At 70.8% G+C, this 22,865-nt stretch carries 20 protein-coding genes; 16 read left to right on the plus strand and 4 right to left on the minus strand.

Features of this window, described 5'->3' with window-relative positions; translation table 11 throughout:
* Window positions 1-72 precede the first annotated feature (72 nt).
* Entirely contained in the window at window positions 73-633 is a 561-nt protein-coding gene (locus tag V6V89_RS37240) for a DUF3000 domain-containing protein (protein WP_334624365.1), read from the minus strand.
* A gap of 71 nt (window positions 634-704) precedes the next feature.
* On the opposite strand from V6V89_RS37240, the gene hemE reads away from it, so the two are divergent.
* Genes hemE through hemQ form a run of 3 tightly spaced genes read left to right on the plus strand, consistent with a single transcriptional unit; the run spans window position 705 to window position 3,783 of the window.
* Window positions 705-1,745: a uroporphyrinogen decarboxylase gene (gene hemE / locus V6V89_RS37245; protein WP_442935296.1), complete on the plus strand. Its 1,041-nt coding sequence runs from the start codon at window positions 705-707 to the stop codon at window positions 1,743-1,745.
* Complete coding sequence (gene hemG / locus V6V89_RS37250; RefSeq protein ID WP_334624367.1) at window positions 1,742-3,085, plus strand: protoporphyrinogen oxidase; 1,344 nt, start codon at window positions 1,742-1,744, stop codon at window positions 3,083-3,085. Before hemE ends, hemG begins: the two co-directional genes overlap by 4 nt.
* Window positions 3,082-3,783 (plus strand): hydrogen peroxide-dependent heme synthase, encoded by a 702-nt coding sequence (gene hemQ / locus V6V89_RS37255; protein WP_334624368.1) that lies wholly within the window; start codon window positions 3,082-3,084, stop codon window positions 3,781-3,783. Before hemG ends, hemQ begins: the two co-directional genes overlap by 4 nt.
* A gap of 46 nt (window positions 3,784-3,829) precedes the next feature.
* On the opposite strand, the gene V6V89_RS37260 is transcribed toward hemQ, so the two are convergent.
* Window positions 3,830-4,270 carry a GNAT family N-acetyltransferase gene (locus V6V89_RS37260; protein WP_334624385.1) on the minus strand — a complete coding sequence of 147 codons (441 nt, stop codon included), beginning with the start codon at window positions 4,268-4,270 and terminating at the stop codon, window positions 3,830-3,832.
* A 46-nt stretch (window positions 4,271-4,316) separates the two neighbouring features.
* On the opposite strand from V6V89_RS37260, the gene V6V89_RS37265 reads away from it, so the two are divergent.
* The 12 genes from V6V89_RS37265 to V6V89_RS37320 all read left to right on the plus strand — a co-directional run bounded on the left by V6V89_RS37265 (window position 4,317) and on the right by V6V89_RS37320 (window position 14,575).
* Window positions 4,317-5,567 carry a serine hydrolase domain-containing protein gene (locus V6V89_RS37265; RefSeq protein WP_334624369.1) on the plus strand — a complete coding sequence of 417 codons (1,251 nt, stop codon included), beginning with the start codon at window positions 4,317-4,319 and terminating at the stop codon, window positions 5,565-5,567.
* An 82-nt stretch (window positions 5,568-5,649) separates the two neighbouring features.
* A complete protein-coding gene (locus V6V89_RS37270; protein ID WP_334624370.1) occupies window positions 5,650-5,928 on the plus strand; it encodes an isoamylase early set domain-containing protein in 279 nt (92 codons plus the stop codon).
* Between the two features lie 212 nt (window positions 5,929-6,140).
* Window positions 6,141-6,512 carry a WXG100 family type VII secretion target gene (locus tag V6V89_RS37275; RefSeq protein WP_334624371.1) on the plus strand — a complete coding sequence of 124 codons (372 nt, stop codon included), beginning with the start codon at window positions 6,141-6,143 and terminating at the stop codon, window positions 6,510-6,512.
* A 42-nt stretch (window positions 6,513-6,554) separates the two neighbouring features.
* A complete protein-coding gene (locus V6V89_RS37280; RefSeq protein WP_334624372.1) occupies window positions 6,555-6,848 on the plus strand; it encodes a WXG100 family type VII secretion target in 294 nt (97 codons plus the stop codon).
* Window positions 6,849-6,937: 89 nt separating this feature from the next.
* On the plus strand, window positions 6,938-7,927 hold the full coding sequence (locus tag V6V89_RS37285) for a hypothetical protein (protein ID WP_334624373.1): 990 nt from the start codon (window positions 6,938-6,940) through the stop codon (window positions 7,925-7,927).
* Between the two features lie 8 nt (window positions 7,928-7,935).
* A complete protein-coding gene (locus V6V89_RS37290) occupies window positions 7,936-9,951 on the plus strand; it encodes a hypothetical protein (RefSeq protein ID WP_334624374.1) in 2,016 nt (671 codons plus the stop codon).
* Complete coding sequence (locus tag V6V89_RS37295) at window positions 9,951-10,538, plus strand: hypothetical protein (protein WP_334624375.1); 588 nt, start codon at window positions 9,951-9,953, stop codon at window positions 10,536-10,538. The genes V6V89_RS37290 and V6V89_RS37295 overlap by 1 nt, the downstream gene beginning before the upstream one ends.
* Window positions 10,539-10,629: 91 nt before the next feature.
* Complete coding sequence (locus V6V89_RS37300) at window positions 10,630-11,649, plus strand: SMI1/KNR4 family protein (RefSeq protein WP_334624376.1); 1,020 nt, start codon at window positions 10,630-10,632, stop codon at window positions 11,647-11,649.
* 16 nt (window positions 11,650-11,665) lie between these two features.
* The gene (locus V6V89_RS37305; RefSeq protein WP_334624378.1) at window positions 11,666-12,532 is read left to right on the plus strand and encodes an SseB family protein; all 867 of its coding nucleotides are present in this window, start codon (window positions 11,666-11,668) and stop codon (window positions 12,530-12,532) included.
* A 49-nt stretch (window positions 12,533-12,581) separates the two neighbouring features.
* Entirely contained in the window at window positions 12,582-13,004 is a 423-nt protein-coding gene (locus V6V89_RS37310; RefSeq protein ID WP_334624379.1) for a YbaB/EbfC family nucleoid-associated protein, read from the plus strand.
* On the plus strand, window positions 12,988-13,341 hold the full coding sequence (locus V6V89_RS37315; protein ID WP_334624380.1) for a hypothetical protein: 354 nt from the start codon (window positions 12,988-12,990) through the stop codon (window positions 13,339-13,341). The genes V6V89_RS37310 and V6V89_RS37315 overlap by 17 nt, the downstream gene beginning before the upstream one ends.
* Before the next feature lie 52 nt (window positions 13,342-13,393).
* The gene (locus V6V89_RS37320) at window positions 13,394-14,575 is read left to right on the plus strand and encodes a S8 family serine peptidase (protein ID WP_334624381.1); all 1,182 of its coding nucleotides are present in this window, start codon (window positions 13,394-13,396) and stop codon (window positions 14,573-14,575) included.
* 495 nt (window positions 14,576-15,070) lie between these two features.
* On the opposite strand, the gene eccB is transcribed toward V6V89_RS37320, so the two are convergent.
* Both eccB and eccD read right to left on the minus strand, forming a co-directional pair.
* Window positions 15,071-16,471 (minus strand): type VII secretion protein EccB, encoded by a 1,401-nt coding sequence (gene eccB / locus V6V89_RS37325; protein ID WP_334624382.1) that lies wholly within the window; start codon window positions 16,469-16,471, stop codon window positions 15,071-15,073.
* A 4-nt stretch (window positions 16,472-16,475) separates the two neighbouring features.
* The gene (gene eccD / locus V6V89_RS37330; RefSeq protein ID WP_334624383.1) at window positions 16,476-17,894 is read right to left on the minus strand and encodes a type VII secretion integral membrane protein EccD; all 1,419 of its coding nucleotides are present in this window, start codon (window positions 17,892-17,894) and stop codon (window positions 16,476-16,478) included.
* 130 nt (window positions 17,895-18,024) lie between these two features.
* Between eccD and eccCa the strand changes: the two genes are divergently transcribed.
* A complete protein-coding gene (eccCa, locus tag V6V89_RS37335; RefSeq protein WP_334624384.1) occupies window positions 18,025-21,993 on the plus strand; it encodes a type VII secretion protein EccCa in 3,969 nt (1,322 codons plus the stop codon).
* The last annotated feature ends 872 nt before the right edge of the window (window positions 21,994-22,865 follow it).

Consider the following 22,865-nt stretch of genomic DNA (forward strand, 5'->3'; position numbering starts at 1 on the left):
CGCGGCGGCGGGCGCGGCGGCGGGCGCGGCGGCGCGGGCTGGCGGCGGGTGGGTGCGGCGGGGTTAAGGCGGTTAGGCGGTTAGGCGGCGGTCGTGTAGGGCTGTTACTCCCGGGGGCGGGAGGCCGGCCGTCGACGACAGGAGGGCGCACCAGGCCCGCAGGTGGGCGCCCAGGTCTTCGCCTACCGGGGTCCAGGAGGCGCGAATCTCGATGTCGGCGGCGGGGGGCGGGCCGGCCAGGTCGCCGAACCGGCTCGACATGGTCTGGGTCACGGTGCCGCCGGCGGCGGTGTGCGTGGCCTCCTCGGCCTCCAGCGCGTCGGTGAGCCACGTCCAGCCCACGGCGGGTAGCAGCGGGTCGGCGGCGAGCTCCGGCTCCAGCTCGGCCGTCACGTAGGTGACCAGCCGCATCGTGCCCGCCCACGCCTCGTGACCGGCGGGGTCGTAGAGCAGGATGAGCCGCCCGGTGGCGTACTCCTCGTCGTCGCGCAGCACCGTGCCCATGAGCGCGTACGCGTACGGCGCGAGCCGCTGCGGCGCGGCCACCTCCTCCAGGGAGATCTCGGGGCGCGGCGTCACCGCCTTGAGCCCGGCCACGGCGCGCGCGAACGTCTCCGGTTCTGTGGGCGCCATGCTCGCAGCCTAAGCCCGCGTACGGCTCCCGCGCGGGCCGCCGCGCCGTCGGCGGGGGCGGGCGTGGCACGATGGGCGCGATGACGACTGCACACGACTCCGCGTTCGTCCTGGCGTGTCTGGGCAAGCCGGTCCCGCACACGCCGGTTTGGTTCATGCGACAGGCGGGGCGTTCGTTGCCGGAGTACCGGAAGGTGCGGGCCGGCATCCCGATGCTCGAGTCGTGCCGCCGCCCCGAGCTGGTGGCTGAGATCACACTGCAGCCGGTGCGCCGGTACGGGGTGGACGCCGCGATCCTCTACAGCGACATCGTGGTGCCGGTGGCGGCCGCCGGTGTCGACCTCGACATCGTGCCGGGCACGGGGCCTGTGGTGGCCGAGCCGGTGCACACCGAGGCCGACGTTGCCCGGATCCGCCAGCTCACCCCCGATGACGTGTCCTATGTGGACCAGGCGGTGCGGCTGCTGGTTGCCGAGCTGGGCGCGACGCCGCTGATCGGCTTCGCCGGGGCGCCGTTCACGCTGGCCAGCTACCTGGTCGAGGGCGGTCCGTCGCGCACGCACGCGAAGACCAAGGCGATGATGTACGGCCAGCCGGACGTCTGGCACGCGCTGTGCACGCGGTTGGCCGACATCACGCTGGAGTTCCTGCGGGTGCAGATCGCGGCGGGCGTGTCGGCGGTGCAGCTGTTCGACTCGTGGGCCGGTGCGCTGTCCGAGGCCGACTACCGGCGCTACGTGCTGCCGCACTCGTCACGCGTCCTCCAGAAGCTGCAAGGTGTGCCGCGCATCCACTTCGGGGTGGGCACCGCCGAGCTACTGACCGCGATGGGCGAGGCGGGCGCCGACGTGGTGGGCGTCGACTGGCGCACCCCGCTCGACGTGGCGACCGCGCGGATCGGGGCGGGCAAGGCCGTGCAGGGCAACCTCGACCCGTGCCTGATGTTCGCGCCGTGGCCGGTGGTCGAGACCGAGGTGCGCCGGGTGCTGGCCGAGGGCAGGGCCGCGCCGGGGCACGTGTTCAACCTGGGGCACGGCGTGCTGCCCGAGACCGATCCGGACATGCTGGCCAGGGTGGTCGACCTCGTACACAGCACCGTGGCACAACCGTGAAGATCGCCGTCGTCGGTGGCGGGATCAGCGGGCTGGCGGCCGCGCTGCGGATCAGGGAGCACGGGCCCGCCGGCACCACGGTGACGGTGTACGAGCAGGCGCCTGGGCTGGGTGGAAAGCTGCGCACCGGCACGGTGGCGGGGTCGACGGTCGAGCTGGGCGCCGAGGCGTTCCTGGTGCGCGACGCCACGGGCGGCGACTCGGCGGCCGTGGCCCTGGCGCGCCGGGTGGGGCTCGGCGACAGCCTGGTGCACCCGGCGGTCCAGCGGGCGGGGTTGGCACACGGTGGGAGGCTTGTGCCACTGCCGGGCGGGACGCTGATGGGCGTACCAAGTGATCTTGAAAGCGTGAAGGCGGTCGCGCAGCCGGCCGCGGACCTTGACGCGGACAATGGCCGCCCGCTCTTGGGGCCCGGCGAGGATGTCGCCGTCGGCGCGTTCGTGCGGCGGCGGCTGGGCGACGAGGTGGTCGACCGGCTGGTCGACCCGATGCTCGGCGGCGTGTACGCCGGGCGGGCCGATGAGCTGTCGCTGGCCGCGACGATGCCCGGCCTGGCCACCGCGGCGCGCACCGAGCACACGCTGACCGGCGCGGTGAAGGCCGCGCTGGCCGCGGCGCCGCGCCCGCCGGGTACGCCGGTGTTCGCGACCGTCGCGGGCGGGCTGAGCCGGCTGGTGCGTGCGGTGGCCGAGGCGGCCGGCGCGCGGATCCGGCTGGGTACGGCGGTGCGCGAGCTGCGGCGGACGGCGAAGGGCTGGGAGCTGCTCGCCGGCACCGAGACGGTGACCGCCGACGCGGTGGTGCTCGCGGTGCCCGCGCGGCACGCGGCCCGGCTGCTGCATACCGAGCCGATCGTCGACTACGCGAGCGTCGCGCTGGTCACGCTCGCGCTGCCCGGCGCGCGGCTGCCCGACCTGTCCGGCTTTCTGGTGCCGGCGGGGGAGGGCACCCTGATGAAGGCGGCGACGTTCTTCACGACGAAATGGGCGCACCTGACCCGCCCCGCCGGGGTGGCGATCGTCCGTGGGTCGGTGGGTCGGTACGGCGAGGAGCCGCTGCTGCACCGCTCGGACGCCGACCTGGGGGCACACGTGCACCGCGAACTCTCCACACTGGTCGGTGACGACCTGCCGCCTCCGGTGGGCACGCACGTGCGGCGGTGGGGCGGTTCGCTGCCGCAGTACACCCCGGGGCACCTCGACCGGGTTGCCGAGACGCGGGCCGCGCTGCCGCCGACCCTCGCGGTGGCCGGTGCCGGCTACGACGGCGTCGGCATCCCGGCGTGCGTGCGGTCCGGCGAGGCGGCGGCCGACGAGGTTCTGAAAGGATTGGAAGCATGACCGAGCAGACCAACGCGGCCCGGCTGCGCGAGCTGAACGCGTCGATCCGGTACACGATGTGGTCGGTGTTCCGCGTCGCCGACCCGCTGCCGGTGCTCCGCGACCCGATGGTAAGCGAGGTCGAGGCGCTCTTCGAGCAGCTCGGCACGAAAGACGTGGTGGTGCGTGGCGGATACGACGTGTCCGGGCTGCGGGCTGACGCCGACCTGATGATCTGGTGGCACGCGCCGTCGGCCGACGCGCTCCAAGAGGCGTACGGGCTGCTGCGCCGCACCGCGCTCGGCAGGCACCTGGCACCAGTGTGGTCGCAGATGGCGCTGCACCGGCCGGCGGAGTTCAACAAGGGCCACGTGCCGGCGTTCCTCGCCGGTGAGCAGGCGCGCGCCTACGTGTGCGTGTACCCGTTCGTGCGCTCCTACGAGTGGTACCTGCTGCCCGACGAGGAGCGTCGCGACATGCTGGCCGAGCACGGCCGCATGGCGCGCGGCTACCCGGACGTGCGCGCCAACACGGTGTCGTCGTTCGCGCTGGGCGACTACGAGTGGATGCTGGCGTTCGAGGCGGACGAGCTGCACCGCATCGTCGACCTGATGCGGGATTTGCGCGCGTCGCGGGCGCGGCGGCATGTGCGGGAAGAGGTTCCGTTCTTTACTGGGCGGCGGCGGTCTGTGGCTGAGCTGGTTTCTTCGTTGCCTTGAGGTGAGGGTTGGGGCGGGCGCCGTCCTTGGGTTACGGGCTTCACCGTTACGCCCGATGTCTGGTCATTGGGATGTGGGGGATGCCGTCCTCCACGAATTCCGGGCCGGTTGCCTTGAAGCCGAAGCGTTCGTAGAGGAGCGTCGCCTCCGTCTGGGCGTCCAAGACGGCGTCGCGGTCGCCCACCTCCTTCATGGCGGCGGCCATCAGGCGGCTTGCCAGGCCGGTGCCGCGCTGCGCCGCGGCCACCACCACGCGGCCGATCCGCGCGCCGCCGCCGGGTTCGTCCAGCACTCGGAGGTACGCCACGGGCGCGCCGCCCGTTTCCAGCCAGACGTGGCGGGTGCCCGGCTCGGTGTCGCGCCCGTCCAGCTCCGGGTACGCGCACTTCTGCTCGACGACGAAGACGTCGACGCGCAGCTTCAGCAGCGCGTACAGGGTGCCGCCGTCTAGATCGGCGAACGCCGCGACGTGTGCTTCCACACCGATAACCCTACGCAGCTAGTCTCATCATTTCCGATCTTGGGGAGGCTTGGTGCGTAGGCGGGATCTGGGGAAGCTCGCGGTGGCAGTCGGCGGCGGTCTGGTGGCGGGCTTTCCTGCCGCCGCGCGGGCCGCGGCGGCGGCAGCGTGGCGGGTCACGGGCACGAGCGTGCCCGCGCTGGCGAGCTTCGACAGCACGATGAAGGACTTCATGCGGGCGCGGGGCGTCTCCGCCGGCCAGCTCGCGGTCACGTACCAGGGCCGGCTGGTACTGGCGCGCGGGTACACGAACAGCGACGACGCCAGCCTGACCGTGGAGCCCACGTCGCTCTTCCGCGTGGCGAGCCTGTCGAAGTCGGTCACCGCCGCCGCCGTGGCCCGGCTGGCGCAGGACGGCAAGCTGTCGCTCGGCACCCCGGTGACGTCGCTGCTGCCGTTGACTGCGCCGGACGGGCAGACCGCCGACCCGCGGCTGTCCGCTGTGACCCTGTGGCGGTTGCTGCAGCACACCGGCGGCTGGGACCGGGCGATCACGCCCGACCCGATGTTTCAGGATCGGACGATCTCGCGGGCGCTGGGCGTGCCGATGGAGATCAACGGTGACCACATCGCCCGGTACGCGACGGGGAAGGCGCTCGACTTCGATCCCGGAAGCCGGTTCGCGTACAGCAACTACGGCTACCTGCTGGCCGGGCAGGTCATCGAGAGGGTCAGCGGGATGCCGTACGCGTCGTACGTGCGGCAGCACCTGCTGGGCCCGATCGGCATCACCCGGATGAAGCTGGGCTGGAGCATCGCGCCGCACGCCGGCGAGGTGCCGTACCGGTCGCAGTACACCGGCACCACGGTGCTGAACGAGTCGGGTGCGACGGTGGCGGCACCGTACGGCGCGTTCAGCATGGGCAACCAGTGGGGCAACGGCCGCTGGGTGGCCTCGGCGGTCGACATGGTGCGTTGGGCACGCCTGTTCGACGGCGCGTCGGCGGTGCTCGACAGCACGACGCTGAGCCGCGTCTTCGCCCAGCCGGAGGTCGGTCTCTCCAACGGCTGGTACTACGGCCTCGGCTGGAACGTGCGGCCGGTGGCCGGCGGAACCGGCCGGAACACGTGGCACACGGGAAGCCTGCCGGGCAACTACTCGCTGCTGGTCCGCACGCACCACGGGATGAGCTGGGCGGCTCTGTTCAACCAGCGGGACGACCCCTCGGGGCTGAGCTACGCCGACATCGATCCGGCCCTGTGGACGGCGTCCCGAGCGGTGACGAACTGGCCGACTCACGACTTGTTCCCGAATTACTTCTAATTTTCCGGTGTGTCGCTTCCGGGTGGTCCGCGATGGCGCGGCCAAGCTCAGATGTGGAGTCTCATGTCCCCGGGGGAGCAAAGTGATCAAGCGCACAAGATTGTTCGGCACGAAGACACGGATCACCTTCAGCCTGCCCAAAGACGCGCCCGCCGGCACGGTGAGCGTCGTCGGCTGCTTCAACAACTGGGAGCCGGGCCGGCACGAGCTGATCCACCGCAAGGACGGCACCCGCACGGTGACCGTCCAACTGGAGCCGGGCCGATACCGGTTCCGGTACCTGGCGACCGGCGGCGTGTGGCTCGACGACGAGTACGCCGATCATGTCGACCAGGATGGCAGCCAGCTCATACTCGGCTAGGCCTAGAGGCCTCGATTAGGTAGTACGTACGGTGACGGCGGGCCTGACGGTCCGCCGTTACGTTTGCTCATTGATGGCCAAAACCGACATCTGCCTGGCCACGGGCTGGCCTGAGTGGACGAATGGCGCTACCTTCGGGTGCGCATGGCGCTTTTGTCATGTGACTCAAGGGGAGGCTCCCCCTGAGCGGGGGGCGCAACTACAGGAGCGGGGTGAGTTCCACCTTGACAGACACTCCAGGTCTTGGTCAGGTGCAAGCCACGCAGACTCAGCTCAACAACATGGCTGAGCGCTGCATGACGGTTCGCGAAAATCTGGCCACGGGGATGGCGCAGCTGCTCGACCGGGTCAACGACCTGGCTGGCAAGGGCATGAGCGGTACGGCCAACAACGCTCTCCAGTCAGTCTCGGGCGACCTGAACAATGGTCTGACGAAGATTCTCAACGCGCTCGACGAGCTGGCCGGCAAGATCAGCAGCGCGTCGAAGGAGTACGGCGTGCAGGACGAGGACGCCGCGCAGACGATCCGCCAGGCCGCGGCGGATACCGGCGATGGCGCCGTGATCAGCGCGCTGCGTGGCTGAGCGCCGCATCCGTAGTCGAGACAGTCGAGAGGCGAACTTCAGATGACTGACATCCCAATCACTTACAACTTCGGCGCGATCGGCGATGTCGCCACCGCCATCGGTACGTACCAGGGCAACATGGACGTTGAGCTGGGCGACCTGTACAACGACTTCAAGACGCTCTTCGCCGCTGACTGGCAGGGTGCCGCGGGTCAGGCTTGCGACGCCGCCCAGCAGCAGTGGAACCAGGGCGCTTCGGAGATCAAGATGGCACTCATGCGGCTCGGGCAGGCACTGGGGGCGTCCGCCGAGCGCATGCAGCAGGTCGACCAGAAAATCTCGGCCGGCTTCTGACAGGCGACTGGGGGCTGTCCCGGCGAAGGCATGTCCTTCGCCGGGACCCTCTGTAAAACGGTTGGTCTACGTGGATCGGGGGAGGCAGCGTGGTGGAGGACGACGGTGGCGGGGGCGGCAGCTACACCCCAGCGCCGACTGAGTACGAGTCGTTTTCGGACGCCGAGGACGTGCGGGTCAAGGTCACCGACCTGGTCACGTACTGGGAAGAGATGACCAACCTCTCCATGGACGCGTTCGGGGCGTACAACACCGTGAGCGCCGACATGAAGATGATGGTTGTCGACGGCCTGACCACGCCGCGCGACGGCCAGACCCTCCCGGAGGGCCTGCAAGCCGCCCGGTTCCTCGAAAACCGGATGAGCGACTTCAGTTACTTCATGAGAGACGTCACCGAGGGCGTCCGCAACATCGGCGGCGCCGCCGCGGTGATCGCCGAGATGTTCGAGAACTCCGACAACTCCAACGGAGCCGACATCAACGACATCGGGTTCGTCTTCGGCGACCCCAACGTCAGCGGGCCGCGGGGCTTCCGCGACACCGAGACGTACTACGAGTGGCAACAGCGGATGGCCGAAGAGTCCGGGATGAACGCCCAGGCACTCACCGGCAACGACGAGTTCGCCAAGGTCACGTCGTACCCGTACGGCGCCATCTACACGTTCGGCGACGGCTCCAAGAAGCACGTCCACTCCACCACCGAGTACGGGGCCAACGGCCTGCAGACCGCCGTCACGACCACCTACATCTACGGGGCCGACGGCAAGCTCATCTCCACCCAGGTCGAGCGCAACACCTACAACGACACCGGCCAGACGACGACCAGGAGCACGTCGACCACGACCGGCGAGGGCGACGACCAGCGCCAGACCACGAGCACGACGACGGAAAACCCCAACGGCAGCGTGACCGTGCGCACCGAGACGCAGACCGGCGATGGCGAGCCGACGGTCAGCGAGAGCACCGTGCAGCGCGACGACCACCGCGAGACCAGCGGCGACGCGCCCGTGCACGACGCGTCCGAGAAGCTCGACTCTGACGGCAAGGAACACACCGTCCACGACTACGGCGTCGCTTAGGTGTCGGCATGACAGACCAGTATTTCGGCTACAGCACCGCCACCAACGAGCAGCTGACCGAGGCGCGCCGGATGGCCGCCCGCATGGGCGAAGACATCCGGCACTACCCGCCGCCCACGAGTGGCGAGTACATCGAGCCCACGCCCGACTTCCGGAAGAAGTACGGCGGAGGACAGACGCCGGGCGAGGAGACCCGCGCGTTCTACGCCGACGGCATCGAGCAGATCTACGACCGCATCATGAGCCAGGATGCCGTCCAGATCCGGCAGCTCGCCGAGCGCTGGTACCAGATCAACCAGGTGCTCGACGACCTGCGAATCCGCGTGCGCACCGCGGCGGTGAACCTCTCGGACGGCGGCGACGGCGACGGCGGTACGGGCGGGTGGACCGGCGCCGGTGCCAAGGCGTTCCTGGCACGCGGGCCCGGCGCCACGCTCAAGTCCATCGACGACTGGGAGCAGGCCGCGCTCGCCAACTGGCAGGGCGCCAACGCGCTCGCCGACACGATCGTGGCCCGCCAGGCCGAGATGGAGAACCTGTACGAGCAGTACAAGAGCTCGATGACGTCTTGGAGCTCCAGGTTCTTCGAGACCCGGACCGACGACATCAAGACCATTGACGACATTCCCCCAGGCAGCACGCTCGCCGACAACTACATCACGCACATGCGCGAGGCCCAGGGCGCGTGGCACTTCCAGGCGCAGGACATCCAGTACAAGATGGCCCGCGAGTACTGGTCCGTCATGAGCGAGAAGTTCACCGGCGGCACCGCGACCGTCTACGAAGGACCCAGCGACGCGGTGATGCCCAACATGGAGTTCATCGCGCGGTACAAGACCCCCAACGTGCCGAACATCGGCAGACCCAACATCCAGACACCCAACAACGTCAAGCCGAACATCACCAAACCCAACATCGAAACGCCCAACATCGGCGACAAGCTCGAACTGACGGAGAAGCCGCCGCAGATCGCGCCGCCCAGCACGGAACAGCTGACGAAGCCCAACATCGAGACGCCCACGGCCACACCGCCGGCGATCACACCGCCGGCGATCACCCCGCCGGCCCTCCCACCGGTCGTGATCCCACCGGCGCTGCCGCCCGCGCTCACCGGCGGGCAGGGCGGGCTGAACACGTTGCGACCCGGCCTGACGAACATGCCCGGCGCCAACAATCTGCTCAACAACCTGCCGGGCCAAGGCACGGGCCCGGGCGTGCTGCGCTCCGGGCTCAACTCCGAGGGCCTGCCGCCGCAGGCGCCCGGGAGCGGGCGGCCCGGCCAGAGCATGCCGCCACCGGCCATCAAGGGCCGCGGTCCGCAGCAGGGCACGCCGGCCGCGCCCCCGCCGGGCAAGCGCGGGCCGGGGGAAAACACCACCGAGACGCCGGGCACGCCGGTCCGGCCGGGGATGACCGACCAGTTCGGCGGCGCGCCGAGCACGCCGGCCTCGCCGGTGCTGCGCAACCCGCGTGCGACAACCCCGGCGCCACCGTCGAGGTTCGGCGGCGACCGGCGCCGCCACGTGCCGGGCATGCCAGGATCACCGGGTACGCCGGGAGGCGCCACGCCGTTGCGTCCTGATGCCGCCCCACCGGTACTCGGCCGGCCGCAGGCGCGCCAGCCGGACAACGCGGCACCACCGCGCCCGACCCTGCCCCCGGCACCGCCCGGCTCGCCGGTCAACCCGCTGGCCCCGCCGCCGCGGCCGACCTCCAGCCCGGTCGTCGGGCGCTCCGCCCGGCTCGACCCGGGTGCGCCACAGGCGCCGGAGCCCACCGCGGGCGTCATGCGCGGCAAGCGCAACGACGGGATCTCCGGATACGAGGGTGAGATCGGCTCGCGTAAACGTGAGGTCGCCAAGGACCCGCAGGCGTCGGTCGACGAGGAGTTCGAGAAGATCCGTCGCGTCCTCGACCAGGAAGCGGCCTGGAAGGTCGACACGCCCGGTGGCGGCGTGCTCGATGGCGCGCCGGTCCGGTCGGCAACGCCGTCGGCAGAACCGAAGCCGACCCTGGGCTCGTGATGCGCGACGTTCTCCGCCGGGGCGCGGTGGTGGCACTCGCCGCCGCGCTCCTCGGCACCAGCGCGGCGTGCGGAAGCGACAGCGACGCGCCGAAACCCCTCGCCGAGCAGACACCGCCACCCGAGCCAACCGAGCAGGCAACGCCGTCGGCGGGCTCGGGTCCGGTCTACGTGCTCTCCGGCGAGCTGTGCACGAAGGCCGACCAGAGCCCGCTCGCCGACCTGTACCCGAAAGAAGGCGCCAACCCGCTCGTCAACACCGAGCGGCTGTGCATCACCCACCGCACCTCCGGTGAAAAGGGCATCGATCTCACGGTCGACGCCGAGGTGCTGCGCGACGAGGCGACGGCGAGGCTGTTCGTCGAGACCGGCCGCCGGCTGGCGAAGCGCCCATACACCGACGTCACCGGCGCGGGCACCGACGCGCACTGGAGCGGCGACCAGGACGACGTCAAGCTGACCAGCTACAACGGCAACCTGGTGCTGGAGGTGGAGGCCAGCGTCAACGTCGCCGACGGCCTGCCACCCGACATCGTGCAGCGGCTCGTCAAGGTCGCCGCCGGCACCTACCAGCGCCTGGCGCCATGAGCCTGCTAGCCGGCGCTCGCCTGCGCTCGCAATGCTGGCCCTCGCCGCGCTCGGGCTCCCTTCGCCTGGTGTCGGCTGCGGGCGGTGGCGCATGACCCATCCCGGCGCGCGCTTCGCGATGAGCGTCATCCACCCGGGTTCGCCGACGCTGCAGATCCGGTACCGGGAGGGCGTGCTCGTCAACCCGTTCGGCTATCCCGAGTGGGGGCTGTGCGCGCGGGCGGTGGTCGAGCTGCCGCCGCCCGAGCCCGGCCTGACCCGCGACGAGGTGCGCGTCGTCGACGTGCTGACCGGAAATCTCGCGGCCGCCCGAGCCGGCGACGACCCACTGTGGACAGGGGTCGGTACGCCGGCCGGCTGGTGCTGGGCGCACGTCGGCCGCACCCGCCATCTCGCCCTGGTGCCGGCCGAGCTGCACGGCGCGTACCGGCACGCCGGCGGCGTCTCCACACTGGAGATCGCCGGTAAAGGGCTGCGCACCGGCACGTCGCCGGCGTCCGTGCCGCTCGACCCGCCCGACCCCGTCCCGGACGATCTGCTCGACCTGCTGGAGCAGCTGCTCGGCTGGCCGCTGCCCGAGGCGTACAGGCGCTATCTCGCCGCGACCAACGGTGCCGGACCGGTGGCGCCCGGCGTGCTGCCAGACCATGGCTTCGTCGCCGACCAGCCGCTTTTCGGCATCGCCCGAGCCGACCGCCAGCAAGACATCTCGTACGTGGTCGAGTGGGCGCGCGACCGGCTGACCGTCGACTTCCTGCCAATCGGGTACGTGCAGGGCGGGCTGCTCGCCGTCCGCGTCTCCGGAGGCGACCTCGACTCCATCTGGTACTGGGACGACGACGATCCGCGCGCCCGCGACGAGCATGATCCGGAGTACATCTGCGCGAACCTGCTGCACCGCTGCGCGGACACCATCGACGACTTCCTGGCCGCGCTGGTGCGGCCGGCGGACGATCTCGTGCGCATCGCCGCCGAGAGGGTCGACAATGGCCTTGTCAGGCACGTGCGGGACGCCGAGGTCGGCGCCGGACTGCCGCCGCGCCAACGAGCGCCGTGGCAGGCGCCGCCGGCTGGGCGCGACCCGCTGGCAGCCATTTTCGAGGTCAGATGATGGACGGGTTTCGCTGATGGAGTCGCCAGTAGCGCCTTGGGAACCGGTCAACGACGTCGAGCGCGACCTGGTGGTCGCCACCGGCGCGGGCGACCTCCAGCAGGTGATGTCGATCCTGGCGTCGGCCCAGCTGTTCCTGCCTGGCTTCCGCCCGTCCGACGCCGGCTCCGCCTCAGGCTCTGCCTCCGCGCAGCGGCAGCGGATCGTGACGAAGGAGCGCGACGGTGTGCCGTACGTGCTCGTCTTCACCTCACCCGAGGCGCTGCACCGGGTCATACCCGCCGACGGCTGGCACCCGGTCACGCTCGCCGAGCTGGTCCGCCGCACCCCGGACGGCTGGGGCGTCGCGGTCGACCCGGCCACCCCGGTCGGCGTGGTGATACCACCCGGCGACCTCAAGGCGCTGCTGCCGCAGCCGGCCGGCATGGCGGGCTTCGTGCCGGCCAACGACACCGAACGCCTCATCCGCGAGGCCCTCACCGAACTCGCCGGCGACGTGCTGCTCGACGTGCTGGTGACCGCCCGCGTCATCGTGCCAACCCAGGCGCTCGACATCGACGGCGTACCGGTGGTGGCGGTGTTCACGTCGCCGGAGCGGTACGACGACTTCCTGGACGGCATACCGAGCCCCGTGTCGACCGTCTCGATGGACCTGGTCGCGGTGCTGCGGCAGTGGCCGGACCAGGAGCACAGGCTGGCCGTCAACCCGGGATCGCCGATCGCGATCATCCTGGGCGGCGAGCGGGTGCCCGGCCTGCTGGCGCACGCGGTCGAGCTGGCTGACCGCAGGCGTCCCGCCACTCCGATAGTGGTCGCCTCTCTTGACGAGCCTGACCTGCCAGTAAGCGACAACATCGCCGACCTGCTGCGTGGGGGCGGCTGATACCGTCGAGACCGAGCGCTGAAAAGTCGCTGAACGGGGAGGTGAGCACATGGAGCGTCCGCAGTGGTCGGCACTTCGCGGCGTGGTCGAAGATTTACAACGCACGATCGACAACGCCGCGCAGACCCGCGAGCAGATGTTGGAGGTCACCGGCACGGCGTGGTCGGACGACCGGCTCATCAAGGCGGTCGTCGGGCCCCGAGGCCAGCTCATCGAGCTCGAGATCGACCCGAGGATCTACCGCACGCCCAACTCCAAGGCGCTCTCCGCCACGATCCTGTCGACGGTCAAGGCGGCGATCGAAGACGCGAACAAGAAGACCCGCGACATCATGGACAAGGTCATGCCCAAAGACAAAGGTCTGGGACTGTTGGGCAAGACCGACGTCGATGTGATGCTGGAGCACCACGACGCCGACCTACCGCAGGCGTTGAAGAAGAAGGACGAGGAGGGCCATGGGTACCTATCTTAAGATCGACGGCGATCCCAACGAGATCGGCGGCACCGGGGCGATCCTGCGCTCGATGGCCGAGTCCTTCAGCACCGAGGCACGGGCCGTCGTCGGCGACATCACCACCATCGAGGGCGAGCAGCCGTGGGGTGGTGACAGCTATGGCAACGGGTTCCGGGAGACGTACAACAAGGTGCCCGACGGCGCCGATAAGCCGCTGCGGGCCATCGTGCAGGACAACATGAGCGCCGCCGGCGAGCGCCTGACCAAGGTCGGCGACAACACCGTGCTGGCCATGGCCGAATACCAGGGCACCGACGACGACAGCGGTCAGAAGATCCGCCAGACCAACATCTAGCCATACGGGGATTGCATTGGTCGTGCGGTGGTTGCCGGCTGCGCTCGTAACGTTGAGCGCGACGCTCTTCCTTCCCGGCGTGGCTTCGGCCGCGCCGGGGGACAATTGCGCGGATCCCGGCCAGGTCTACACCCCGGTGCCGTGGCAGCAGCAGATGCTCGGCCCCGAGCGGGCCTGGCCGTTCACCCAGGGCGGCGGCGTCACGGTCGCGGTCCTCAGCACCGGCGTCGACGCCAGCCATCCCCAGCTCGCCGGCCAGGTCAGCGCCGGTTTCGACGCGGTTGCCAACAGCGGCACCGCCAACGACGACTGCCTCGGCCAGGGCACGCAGGTCGCGGGCGTCATCGCCGCACGGCAGGTCAGCTCGATCGGCTTCGCCGGGGTCGCGCCGCGGGTCACCATCCTGCCGATCCGGGTCATCGGCGAACGCGGCGGCAGCGGCGGCGTCGCCGAGCCCGCCATCCTCGCCCGAGGCATCAACGCAGCCGTCCAGCGGGGCGCCAACGTGATCGCCGTCGCCGCCGTCACGTACACGGACAGCTCGGCCCTGCAGGGCGCGGTCGCCAACGCCATCAGCCGCGGCGTCGTCGTCGTGGCAGCCGCCGGCGACGCCGGCAGCGCCAGCGGCGGCAACCCCACCCCGTACCCGGCGGACTACGACGACGTGATCGGCGTCGGCGCGATCCAGGAAACCGGCGAGGTGTGGTCCAACTCCCAGACCGGCTCCTACGTAGACATCGTGGCGCCGGGCGCCGAGGTCGTGACCCTCCAGCGCGACCAGGGCATGACCGAGGTCAACGGCACCGGCGTGGCCTGCGGGTTCGTGGCGGCCACCGCGGCACTCGTGCGTGCCCGACGCGGAGACCCGGCACCCGTCGAAGTCGAGCGGCAACTGTTCGGCACCGCCATCCCGGCCGCGGGCGGCCCGAAATTCGGCCACGGCATCGTCAACCCGTACGCCGCCGTCGTCGACCGGCTCGCCGACAGCGACCCCGGCCAGCTGCCCGCCCTCACCCGCTCGTCCACCGAACGCTCGCCCGCGTGGGAGCGCAGCCGTGATCTCGCGCTGATCGGTGGCGGCGTGGCGGTACTGGCCGTACTGATCGTGCTGGTCGTGGCCGTGTCCCTACCACGCGGCCGGCGCCGCTTCTGGCGCTCCTCGGTCGCCCCACGCCCGACCACCCGCGAAGAGCCCGAAGAACCAGCCCCACCACTCCAACTCTTCACCCAGTAACACTCCGTACCCCATCCACGCCGCGCCGCCCGCGCTCCGCCCGCGCTCCGGCCGCGCTCCGGCCGCGCTCCGCTGGTGGCAGTGCGCGCCCGCGCGCCGATCACCGCTTCTCCCGCCGATCACCGCTTCTCCCGCCGATCACCGCTTCTCCCGCCGATCAAGGGCAAACGCACGTGGTCTGATCTCTTTTCTGTGTGCGTTTGGCCTTGATCGACGAATATCTCCTTGATCGCGGTTGCGTCGCTGGCATCGGATGGTCGCGGCCCGCGTCGCTGCGGCGCGGGCCGCGCCTCTTGCCGCTGCGGCGGCGTCGTGCCCGTGCGGACGCTGCGTTGGGCGAGGCCGGGGGTCGATCAAGGAAGAGTCCATCGATCAAGGGCAAACGCAGGCGGTTTTGAGATCGAACCACGTGCGTTTGCCCTTGATCGGCGGGAGAAGCGGTGATCGGCGGGAGAAGCGCGGGGCGCCCTGGACGGGCGGCGGGTGATGCGCGCGCTAGGGGGTGGTGCGCGCGGGTTGGAGAGCCGCCGCCGGGTCCAATGTGGGGCCCGTTGGGATGCGGCTTACCAGGGCCGCTGGCACGCCGACCGCCTGGATGGCCGGGTATCCCAGCGTGTCGAGGACCGCGCCGCTCGGCACCGGGAACTTGATGCCCAGGTCGGTGATGACGTAATACGGGCCGGCGCTGGCGTTCGGCGAGCCCATCGCCCGCACCACCGCCACCTTTCCGGCCGGCACCAGCACCGCGTCGGCGAGCGTGACCGCGTCTTCGGAACTGGAGGTGGTCGGGACCGCGGTCGCGAGCTTTTCGACGGTCGCGCCGACGCGAACCGACGGCGCGCCCGCCGCGTCGGTCGTGACCGAGCAGATCGGGTCGTTGCCGGCGGGGCGGACCAGCTCCGGTGTGGACAGTGGGGGCGCGGCGTCACCGGACGTCGGGCGCAGCCGGCCACTGCGCGGTGCTTCCTGCGCCTCGGTGAGGCCGATGTTGATCGGGTCGGCGGACGACTGTACGCGCAGGATGTCGCGCTGGAGCGGGGTGATCTCGGCGAGCCCGTCCGCGAAGACCACGAAGTAGCTGGTGCCCGAGCCACTCTCGGTGCTCAGCACGTCACCGATTTTCCGGCCGGGCACGGCGGGTGACGCGGCACCCCGGTCCGAGATGTTGATCGGGGAGATGTCGGCGCCGGCGGGCAGCGAGTTGACCCAGGCGGTGCCGACCGGCACGGGGGTCACGGAGCCGAACAGCGCGGGTACGACGTTGTCGTGGTCGCGGATCTGGTAGCGCCGGCCGTGCCAGATCAGGTACCGCGTGCTGAGCCGCCCGTCGCGTACCAGAACGGCGTCGTCGGTCAGGGCGGTGCCGCCGCGTGCCGGCGCGGCGACCGCGACGGCGACGGTGCTTATCGCCTGGCCGGATTCGTTGGTGCCCGGGATGGTGCACACCGTCCACGGCAGGCCGACGCGCTGCTTGAGGGACGGCAGCGAGTTCGGCGCGCCGGCGATGCCGACCGTGTTGCCGCGTGGGGCCTCGCTCAGCTTCTTGCTGGACACCCGGTGCACCTTCGCGCCCGGCTTACCGGCGGCCAGCAGCGCGGACGCGTAGTTGAGCGTCGGGTACAGCGTCTGGTCGAAGTACACGAAGCTGGCGCCGGTCTCCTTTTCGATGACGACCGAGCCGTCGGCCTTCCACCTGTCGGTGCTGGCCTTCGTGAGGATGCCGTAGATGCCGAACCCGGCCGCGACGAGGACGGCGATCATCACACCGCCGAACACCGCGCCGATGCCCCGCCGCAGTGGCGACTGCGCGGGATCGGTCTCACGCATGACGAACGCGGAGATGACCCGCTGCGTCAGGAACTGGTACGAGTGGAGCTGGTCGCGCCGTGTAGCCATGTGATCACCCGCCGATCGACCCGAACAGCCCCTGGATCTCGCCGAAGAGCCCGGCGACCGCGCAGGCCAGCGGGACCAGCGCCATGATGGCGAGCACGTCGAAGATGTCGGCCGCCCGGCCCAGGTACGGCGAAGGGCTGCGCCGGCTGTAGACGAGCCCGGCGGCCAGCACCGCGGCCGCGGCCAGGAGCACCACCAGCAGCAGGATCAGGCGCCCGCCGCCACTGTCGGCCTCCAGCACGTATCCGAGCAGCAGCAGCGCCAGGCCGGCGACTCCGGAGACGAGCAGCGGCACCCGCTGTTGCGGCAGCGCGAAGAGGCGGGCCCGCAGCAGCAGCGCGGCTGCCGCGGCGAACGCCAGCAGGTCTGCCGAGACCGAACCCTCGACGCCCACGAGGAACATGGTCGCCAGCGCGCCGCAGATGGCCGCCGACAGCAACATGCCGGACAGCAACTCGGTCGACCGCGCCACCGCCGCGAAGACGTCGGAGCGCTTCGGCACCGGCCTGTCCTCGAGGATGTCTTCGGCGCGTTCGGGCAGCTCCGGCACTGGCAGGCGGCCGATCCAGCTCGCGATCAGCGGGTAGCTCGGCAACAGGCCGATCACCGCGGTCAGCGCCACCGCGGCGGCGCCGCCGGGCTTCATACCCATCAGGCAGAGCAGCGAGGCCAGCAGGCCGATGACGCTGCTCGCGATGCCGGCCATGAAGAGGCGTTGGATCGCCGCGACACCGGTGTATCCGATCACGCTGAACACCAGCAGCGCCGCCGACCCGAGCAACAGGCTGGACGCGCCGAGCCGGGTGATCCCGGTGTCGCCGGGCGCCGCGAGCAGCGCGCCGCCCGCGAACGCGTAGGGCAGGCCGGAGGCTGCCACCACGGCGCCCGCGGCCGCGTCGCCGAACGCGCGGGACAGCAGGATGCCGACCACGGCCAGGACGGTGGCAAGGCCCAGACCGACCGCCGCGGGCAGCGGCCACGGCGGTCCAGAGATAAGGAGTACTACGAGCCCGAGGGCGAGGACCACGCTGGTGACCGCGAGTCCACCGCGGCGGGTGGCCGCGCTGCCCCAGGATCGGCCGGCCCGTCGGGCACCGCTGGCGATGACCTCGACCACATCGTCGTACGCCAGCTCGGGCCAGTCGTCACGGCGCGGTGCGAGGTGCAGCAGCTCGCCATCGCGTACGCCCTGCACGGAGAGGTTGCGGGTGGGCTCGAGTACGGCGCCGGTGGCGCGGCGCAGCACCCAGCCGCCGTGCCGTTCCCCGTCGTCGCCGAGGTCGTCGCCGGCGTGCCGCAACAAGTGAGGCAGGAGCTCAGCGACGAGAAGGTTGTCCGGCAACGCGACGTCCATACGCCGCTTCGGTGCCGCAACCGTTACCCTGGCCAGAGAGAGGCCGCCGGGGGCTGTCACGCTGGTCACCTCCCCGCCCCTGCGTCAGCAGCGCCCAACCTAGCATGTCGATACTGGCGTACCCTGCGCCAACCGGGACGTCGTACGCGGTCTATAGGATTGGCCGCGCCGGGTCTGGTCGCGTACGGGGAGGTAAGCCTTGACATCGGTGATCGTCAAGCGTCCGCCGCGTCGCATCGCGCCTCCGTTGCCGACCGGCGAGGTCGTCCTGGAGCCGCCACCGGAGATCCCGCCGCCCGGCGGCAAGGCGTGGACCCGGATGCTGATGATCCTGCCGATGGCGGCGGGTGGCGCGGCGATGGGTCTCATGATGGCCGGTCAGCGGGGCGGCAGCGGCCCGCTGACGTACGTGGCCGGCGGCATGTTCGGCATCTCCATCCTCGGGATGATGGGGATGATGATGATGAATCAGTCGGGTCCGGGCAAAAAGGAAATGATCGAGGCCCGCCGGCAGTACATGCGTCGCCTCGCCCAGATGCGAGCCCAGATCCGCACCACGATCCGCCAGCAGCGCGAAGCGATCCACTATCGACACCCCGACCCCGAGGCGCTGTGGTCGACGGCCAGCGGCGGCAGGCTCTGGGAGCGACGGCGCAGCGACCCTGACTTCAGCGTCGTGCGGATCGGGTTGGGCGCCCAGCAGGTCGCCACCCCGCTGATACCGCCGCAGACCCGCCCGGTCGACGAGCTGGAGCCGCTGTGCGCCATGGCACTGCGCAAGTTCGTCTCCACGTACTCGATCGTCCCGGACCTGCCGGTCGCGATCGCGCTGCGCGACTTCTCGCACGTCTACCTGCGAGGCCCGGAAGGGCCGGTCCGCGACCTGGTGCGGGCGCTGCTCGCTCAGATGGCGACATTCCACGCGCCCGACGACGTGCTGATCGGCCTCTGCGTGCCAGACACCCAGCGGCCGCACTGGGAGTGGGCCAAGTGGCTGCCGCACGCCCAGCACCCCGCGAAGATCGACGCCGTCGGCCCGATCCGGCTCTTCGCGCCGTCGGTCACGGCGCTGGAGGCCATGCTCGACGACGTACTGGCCAACCGCCCGCGCTTCGACCCGACGAGCAGTGGCGTGCCCGGTCACCACGTGGTGGTGGTCATCGACGGCGGCTCCACGGTGGGCTCCGACCACCTCATGACCGACGGCGGCGTCGCGGGCGTCACCATCCTCGACCTGTCGAACCCGCCGCCCCGCCTGCTCGATGACACGTCCGTGGTGCTCGACGTCGCCGACGACGGCACGATCTCGGGCACCACGATGGACGGTTCGACCCAGGTGGGCAAGGCCGACGCCCTGACCCCCGGTGAGGCCGAGGTGCTGTCGCGCGAGATGGCGCCGCTGCGGCTGTCGGCCACGTCGTACGCCGCCGATCAGTCCTCGGTGGCCACCATCGACCTCGGCCTGTCCGAACTGCTCGACCTCGGGTCGCCGCGCGACTTCGACCTGGCCCGCACGTGGGCGAGCCGGCCCAACCGCGACCGGCTGCGCGTGCCGATCGGCGTGGGCCCCGACGGGCGCCCGATCGAGCTCGACCTCAAGGAGTCCGCGCAGGACGGCATGGGCCCTCACGGCCTGCTGGTCGGCGCCACCGGTTCCGGCAAGTCCGAGCTGCTGCGCACGCTGGTGCTGGCGCTCGCCGTCACGCACAGCTCCGAGATCCTCAACTTCGTGCTGGTCGACTTCAAGGGCGGCGCGACGTTCACGGCTCTCGACCGGCTGCCGCACACCAGCGCGGTCATCACCAACCTCTCCGAGGAACTGTCCCTTGTAGACCGCATGCTCGGCGCCATCGAGGGCGAGATGACCCGGCGGCAGGAACTGCTACGCCGCGCCGGCAACTACGCCTCGCAGCGCGACTACGAGCGGGCCCGGGCGGCCGGTGTGCCGCTGGCGCCGCTGCCGAGCCTGCTGGTGATCGTCGACGAGTTCAGCGAGCTGCTGACGGCCCGGCCTGACTTCATCGACATGTTCGTGAAGATCGGTCGGTTGGGCCGGTCGCTGGCGATCCACCTGCTGCTCGCCTCGCAGCGGCTCGAAGAGGGCCGGCTGCGTGGCCTGGAGACACACCTGTCGTACCGGGTCGGCCTGCGAACCTTCTCCTCGATGGACAGCCGCGCGGTGCTGGGCGTGCCCGACGCGTACGAGCTGCCCCGCGCGCCTGGCCACGGATACCTGCGTACCGGCACCGAGGGGCTGATCCGCTTCCGCGCGGCGTACGTCTCCGGCGTGGTCCGGCAAGACGGCTACCAGCCCACCGTCGGTGGCCGCCCGGTCGACCCGGTGCGCGACTTCACCACGTACTACGTGGCGCCGCCCCGCGACGACAAGCCGGCAGCCGAGCAGCAGGAGACCGAGCAGGAAGAGTCCGCGGTCGGCGAGACGCTGCTCGACGTGCTGGTCGAGCGCATGGAGGGCCAAGGCCCGCCGGCGCACCAGGTCTGGCTGCCGCCGCTCGGCGAGCCGCCCACCCTCGGCCAGATGCTCGCGCCGATCGTGCAGTCCAGCGACCGGGGCCTCACCACGCAGGCGCTCAGCCCCGACCGCGCGCTGCATGGGCTGGTCGGCGTCATCGACAAGCCGTACGAGCAGCTGCGCGAGCCGATGTGGCTCGACCTGTCCGGCAGCGCGGGCAACCTGATGGTCGTCGGTGGGCCGCAGAGCGGTAAGAGCAACTTCCTGCGCACCCTCGTTGGCAGCCTTACGCTCCGGCACACGCCACGCGAGGTGCAGTTCTACTGCCTCGACTTCGGCGGCGGCGGGCTATCCGCGATGGCCGGGCTGCCGCACGTGGGCGGCGTGGCCAGCCGGCGCGACGTCGACAAGGTGCGCCGCACGATCGCCGAGGTACACGGGCTGATGCAGGCCCGCGAGGCGATGTTCTCCACGCACGGCGTGGAAGGCATCGTCGCGTACCGCCGGGCCAAGATGCAGGGCCGGTTCGGTGAAGACCCGTTCGGCGACGTGTTCCTCGTCGTCGACGGCTGGGCGACGCTGCGCGCCGAGTTCGAAGACCTCGAACCGGTCATCAACGAGATCGCCAACCGGGGGCTCGGATACGGGATCCACATCCTGGCGGGCACCAACCGGTGGATGGACGTGCGGGCCGCGATCCGCGACATGTTCAACACCAAGATCGAGCTGCGGCTCGGTGAGCCCGCCGACTCGCTCATCAACCGCCGCGCCGCCGTCAACGTGCCCGAGCAGACCCCCGGACGCGGCCTCACACAGGACGGGCACCACTTCCTCGCCGGCATCCCGCGGCTCGACGGTGAGCAGCGCGTCGACGACCTCGGTGACGCGGTGGCCGAGTTCGTCAAGCTCTCGCAGGAGTACTGGACCGGCCAGCCCGCGCCGGCCGTCCGGCTACTGCCGCCGGAGCTGCCCTTCGAGGTGCTGCCCGCGCCGCAGGGCGGCCGCCTGCCGATCGGCATCGCCGAGGCCGACCTGATGCCGGTGCACCTCGACTTCGACGCCGAGCCGCACGTGCTGCTCTTCGGCGACATCGAGAGCGGCAAGAGCTCGTTCCTGCGCAGCATCGCCAAGATGATCACGACCGGCTACGACCCGAGCCAGGCCCGGATCATCACGGTCGACTTCCGGCGCAGCCTGCTCGGCGCCGTCGACGCCTCACACCTGATCGGCACCGGCACGTCGAACCAGGCGACCATCGACCTGATCAAGCAGGTCACCACGGTGATGCGCGAACGCCTGCCCGGCCCAGACGTCACCCCCGACCAGCTCCGCAACCGCAGCTGGTGGAAGGGCCCCGAGCTGTATCTCTTGGTCGACGACTACGACCTGGTGGCCGGCTCGACCGTCAACCCACTGACGCCGCTGCTCGAATACCTGCCGCAGGCCCGCGACATCGGACTCCACCTGGTGCTGACGCGCCGGATCGGCGGCGCCGGCCGAGCCATGTTCGACCCGGTGATCAGCCGCATCCGCGAGCTGGCCTCACCCGGCATCATGATGTCCGGCCCGCGCGAAGAGGGTGCCCTGTTCGGCAACATGCGCCCCCAGCTCCTGCCTCCCGGCCGTGCCTGGCTCTTCACGAGGCGCCACGGCGCCCGCCTGATCCAACTAGCCTGGTCCCCACCCGCCCACTAGCCCCTCCCCGAAAGGGCCCGGGCCGCCCATCCCCGGGCCGCCCATCCCCGGGCCGCCCATCCCCGGGCCGCCCATCCCCGGGCCGCCCATCCCCGGGCCGCCCATCCCCGGGCCGCCCATCCCCGGGCCGCCCATCCCCGCGGCGTCCGCTCCGCGCGGCGTCCGCTCCGCGCGGCGTCCGCTCCGCGCTCCGCCGTCCTCTCTCGTCGATCAAGGGCAAACGCACGTGGTTCGATCTCTTTTCCACGTGCGTTTGCCCTTGATCGATGCAGATCTCCTTGATCGCGGACCGCCGCCGTGCCGTGCGCTGTCCGCCCGCGGCGCGGGGTCACCGCGGTGGGCGTCGGCGGCAAGGCCGCCCGTCGATTCGTCAGCTTTCTCCCCGTGCGGAGCGGAATCTTGAACGTTCCTGCCGCCCTGGCGGCAAGAAACGTTCAAGAACCCACGACCATGCTGGCTGCCTGTGGAACGCGGGCGAGTGGCGTCGTGCGGTCGGTGGAGCGCCCGAATCCTGGCGCCGGAGCGTCGCTAAAGGCGACGCTGGTCATCCAAGATCCGGCCCATCACGGCTTGGTGGGCGCAAGATCTCATAAAGCCCATCAACCCGTACGGCGCCTGGCCGCCGCGCGCGGCTCGTCGCCGCCGATCAAGGCGAAGTCCGTCGATCAAGGGCAAACGCACGCGGAAAAGAGATCGAACCACGTGCGTTTGCCCTTGATCGGCGGAGAGAGAGCGGTTGGCGCGTACGGCGCTTGGCCGCCGCGCGCGGCTCGTCGCCGTCGATCAAGGCGAAGTCCGTCGATCAAGGCGAAGTCCGTCGATCAAGGGCGAATGCACGTGGAAATGAGATCGAACCACGTGCGTTTGCCCTT

It is taken from the genome of Micromonospora sp. CPCC 206061 (assembly GCF_036906915.1).
Classification (GTDB): Bacteria; Actinomycetota; Actinomycetes; order Mycobacteriales; family Micromonosporaceae; genus Phytohabitans.

Excerpts from the sequence above, each read along its gene's own strand:
- hemQ (WP_334624368.1), top strand. The coding sequence starts at position 3,082 with ATGACCGAGCAGACCAACGCGGCCCGGCTGCGCGAGCTGAACGCGTCG.
- V6V89_RS37310 (WP_334624379.1), top strand. The coding sequence starts at position 12,582 with ATGGAGCGTCCGCAGTGGTCGGCACTTCGCGGCGTGGTCGAAGATTTA.
- V6V89_RS37290 (WP_334624374.1), top strand. The coding sequence starts at position 7,936 with ATGACAGACCAGTATTTCGGCTACAGCACCGCCACCAACGAGCAGCTG.
- V6V89_RS37280 (WP_334624372.1), top strand. The coding sequence starts at position 6,555 with ATGACTGACATCCCAATCACTTACAACTTCGGCGCGATCGGCGATGTC.
- V6V89_RS37315 (WP_334624380.1), top strand. The coding sequence starts at position 12,988 with ATGGGTACCTATCTTAAGATCGACGGCGATCCCAACGAGATCGGCGGC.
- V6V89_RS37295 (WP_334624375.1), top strand. The coding sequence starts at position 9,951 with ATGCGCGACGTTCTCCGCCGGGGCGCGGTGGTGGCACTCGCCGCCGCG.
- V6V89_RS37305 (WP_334624378.1), top strand. The coding sequence starts at position 11,666 with ATGGAGTCGCCAGTAGCGCCTTGGGAACCGGTCAACGACGTCGAGCGC.
- hemE (WP_442935296.1), top strand. The coding sequence starts at position 705 with ATGGGCGCGATGACGACTGCACACGACTCCGCGTTCGTCCTGGCGTGT.
- V6V89_RS37300 (WP_334624376.1), top strand. The coding sequence starts at position 10,630 with ATGACCCATCCCGGCGCGCGCTTCGCGATGAGCGTCATCCACCCGGGT.
- eccB (WP_334624382.1), bottom strand. The coding sequence starts at position 16,471 with ATGGCTACACGGCGCGACCAGCTCCACTCGTACCAGTTCCTGACGCAG.
- V6V89_RS37240 (WP_334624365.1), bottom strand. The coding sequence starts at position 633 with ATGGCGCCCACAGAACCGGAGACGTTCGCGCGCGCCGTGGCCGGGCTC.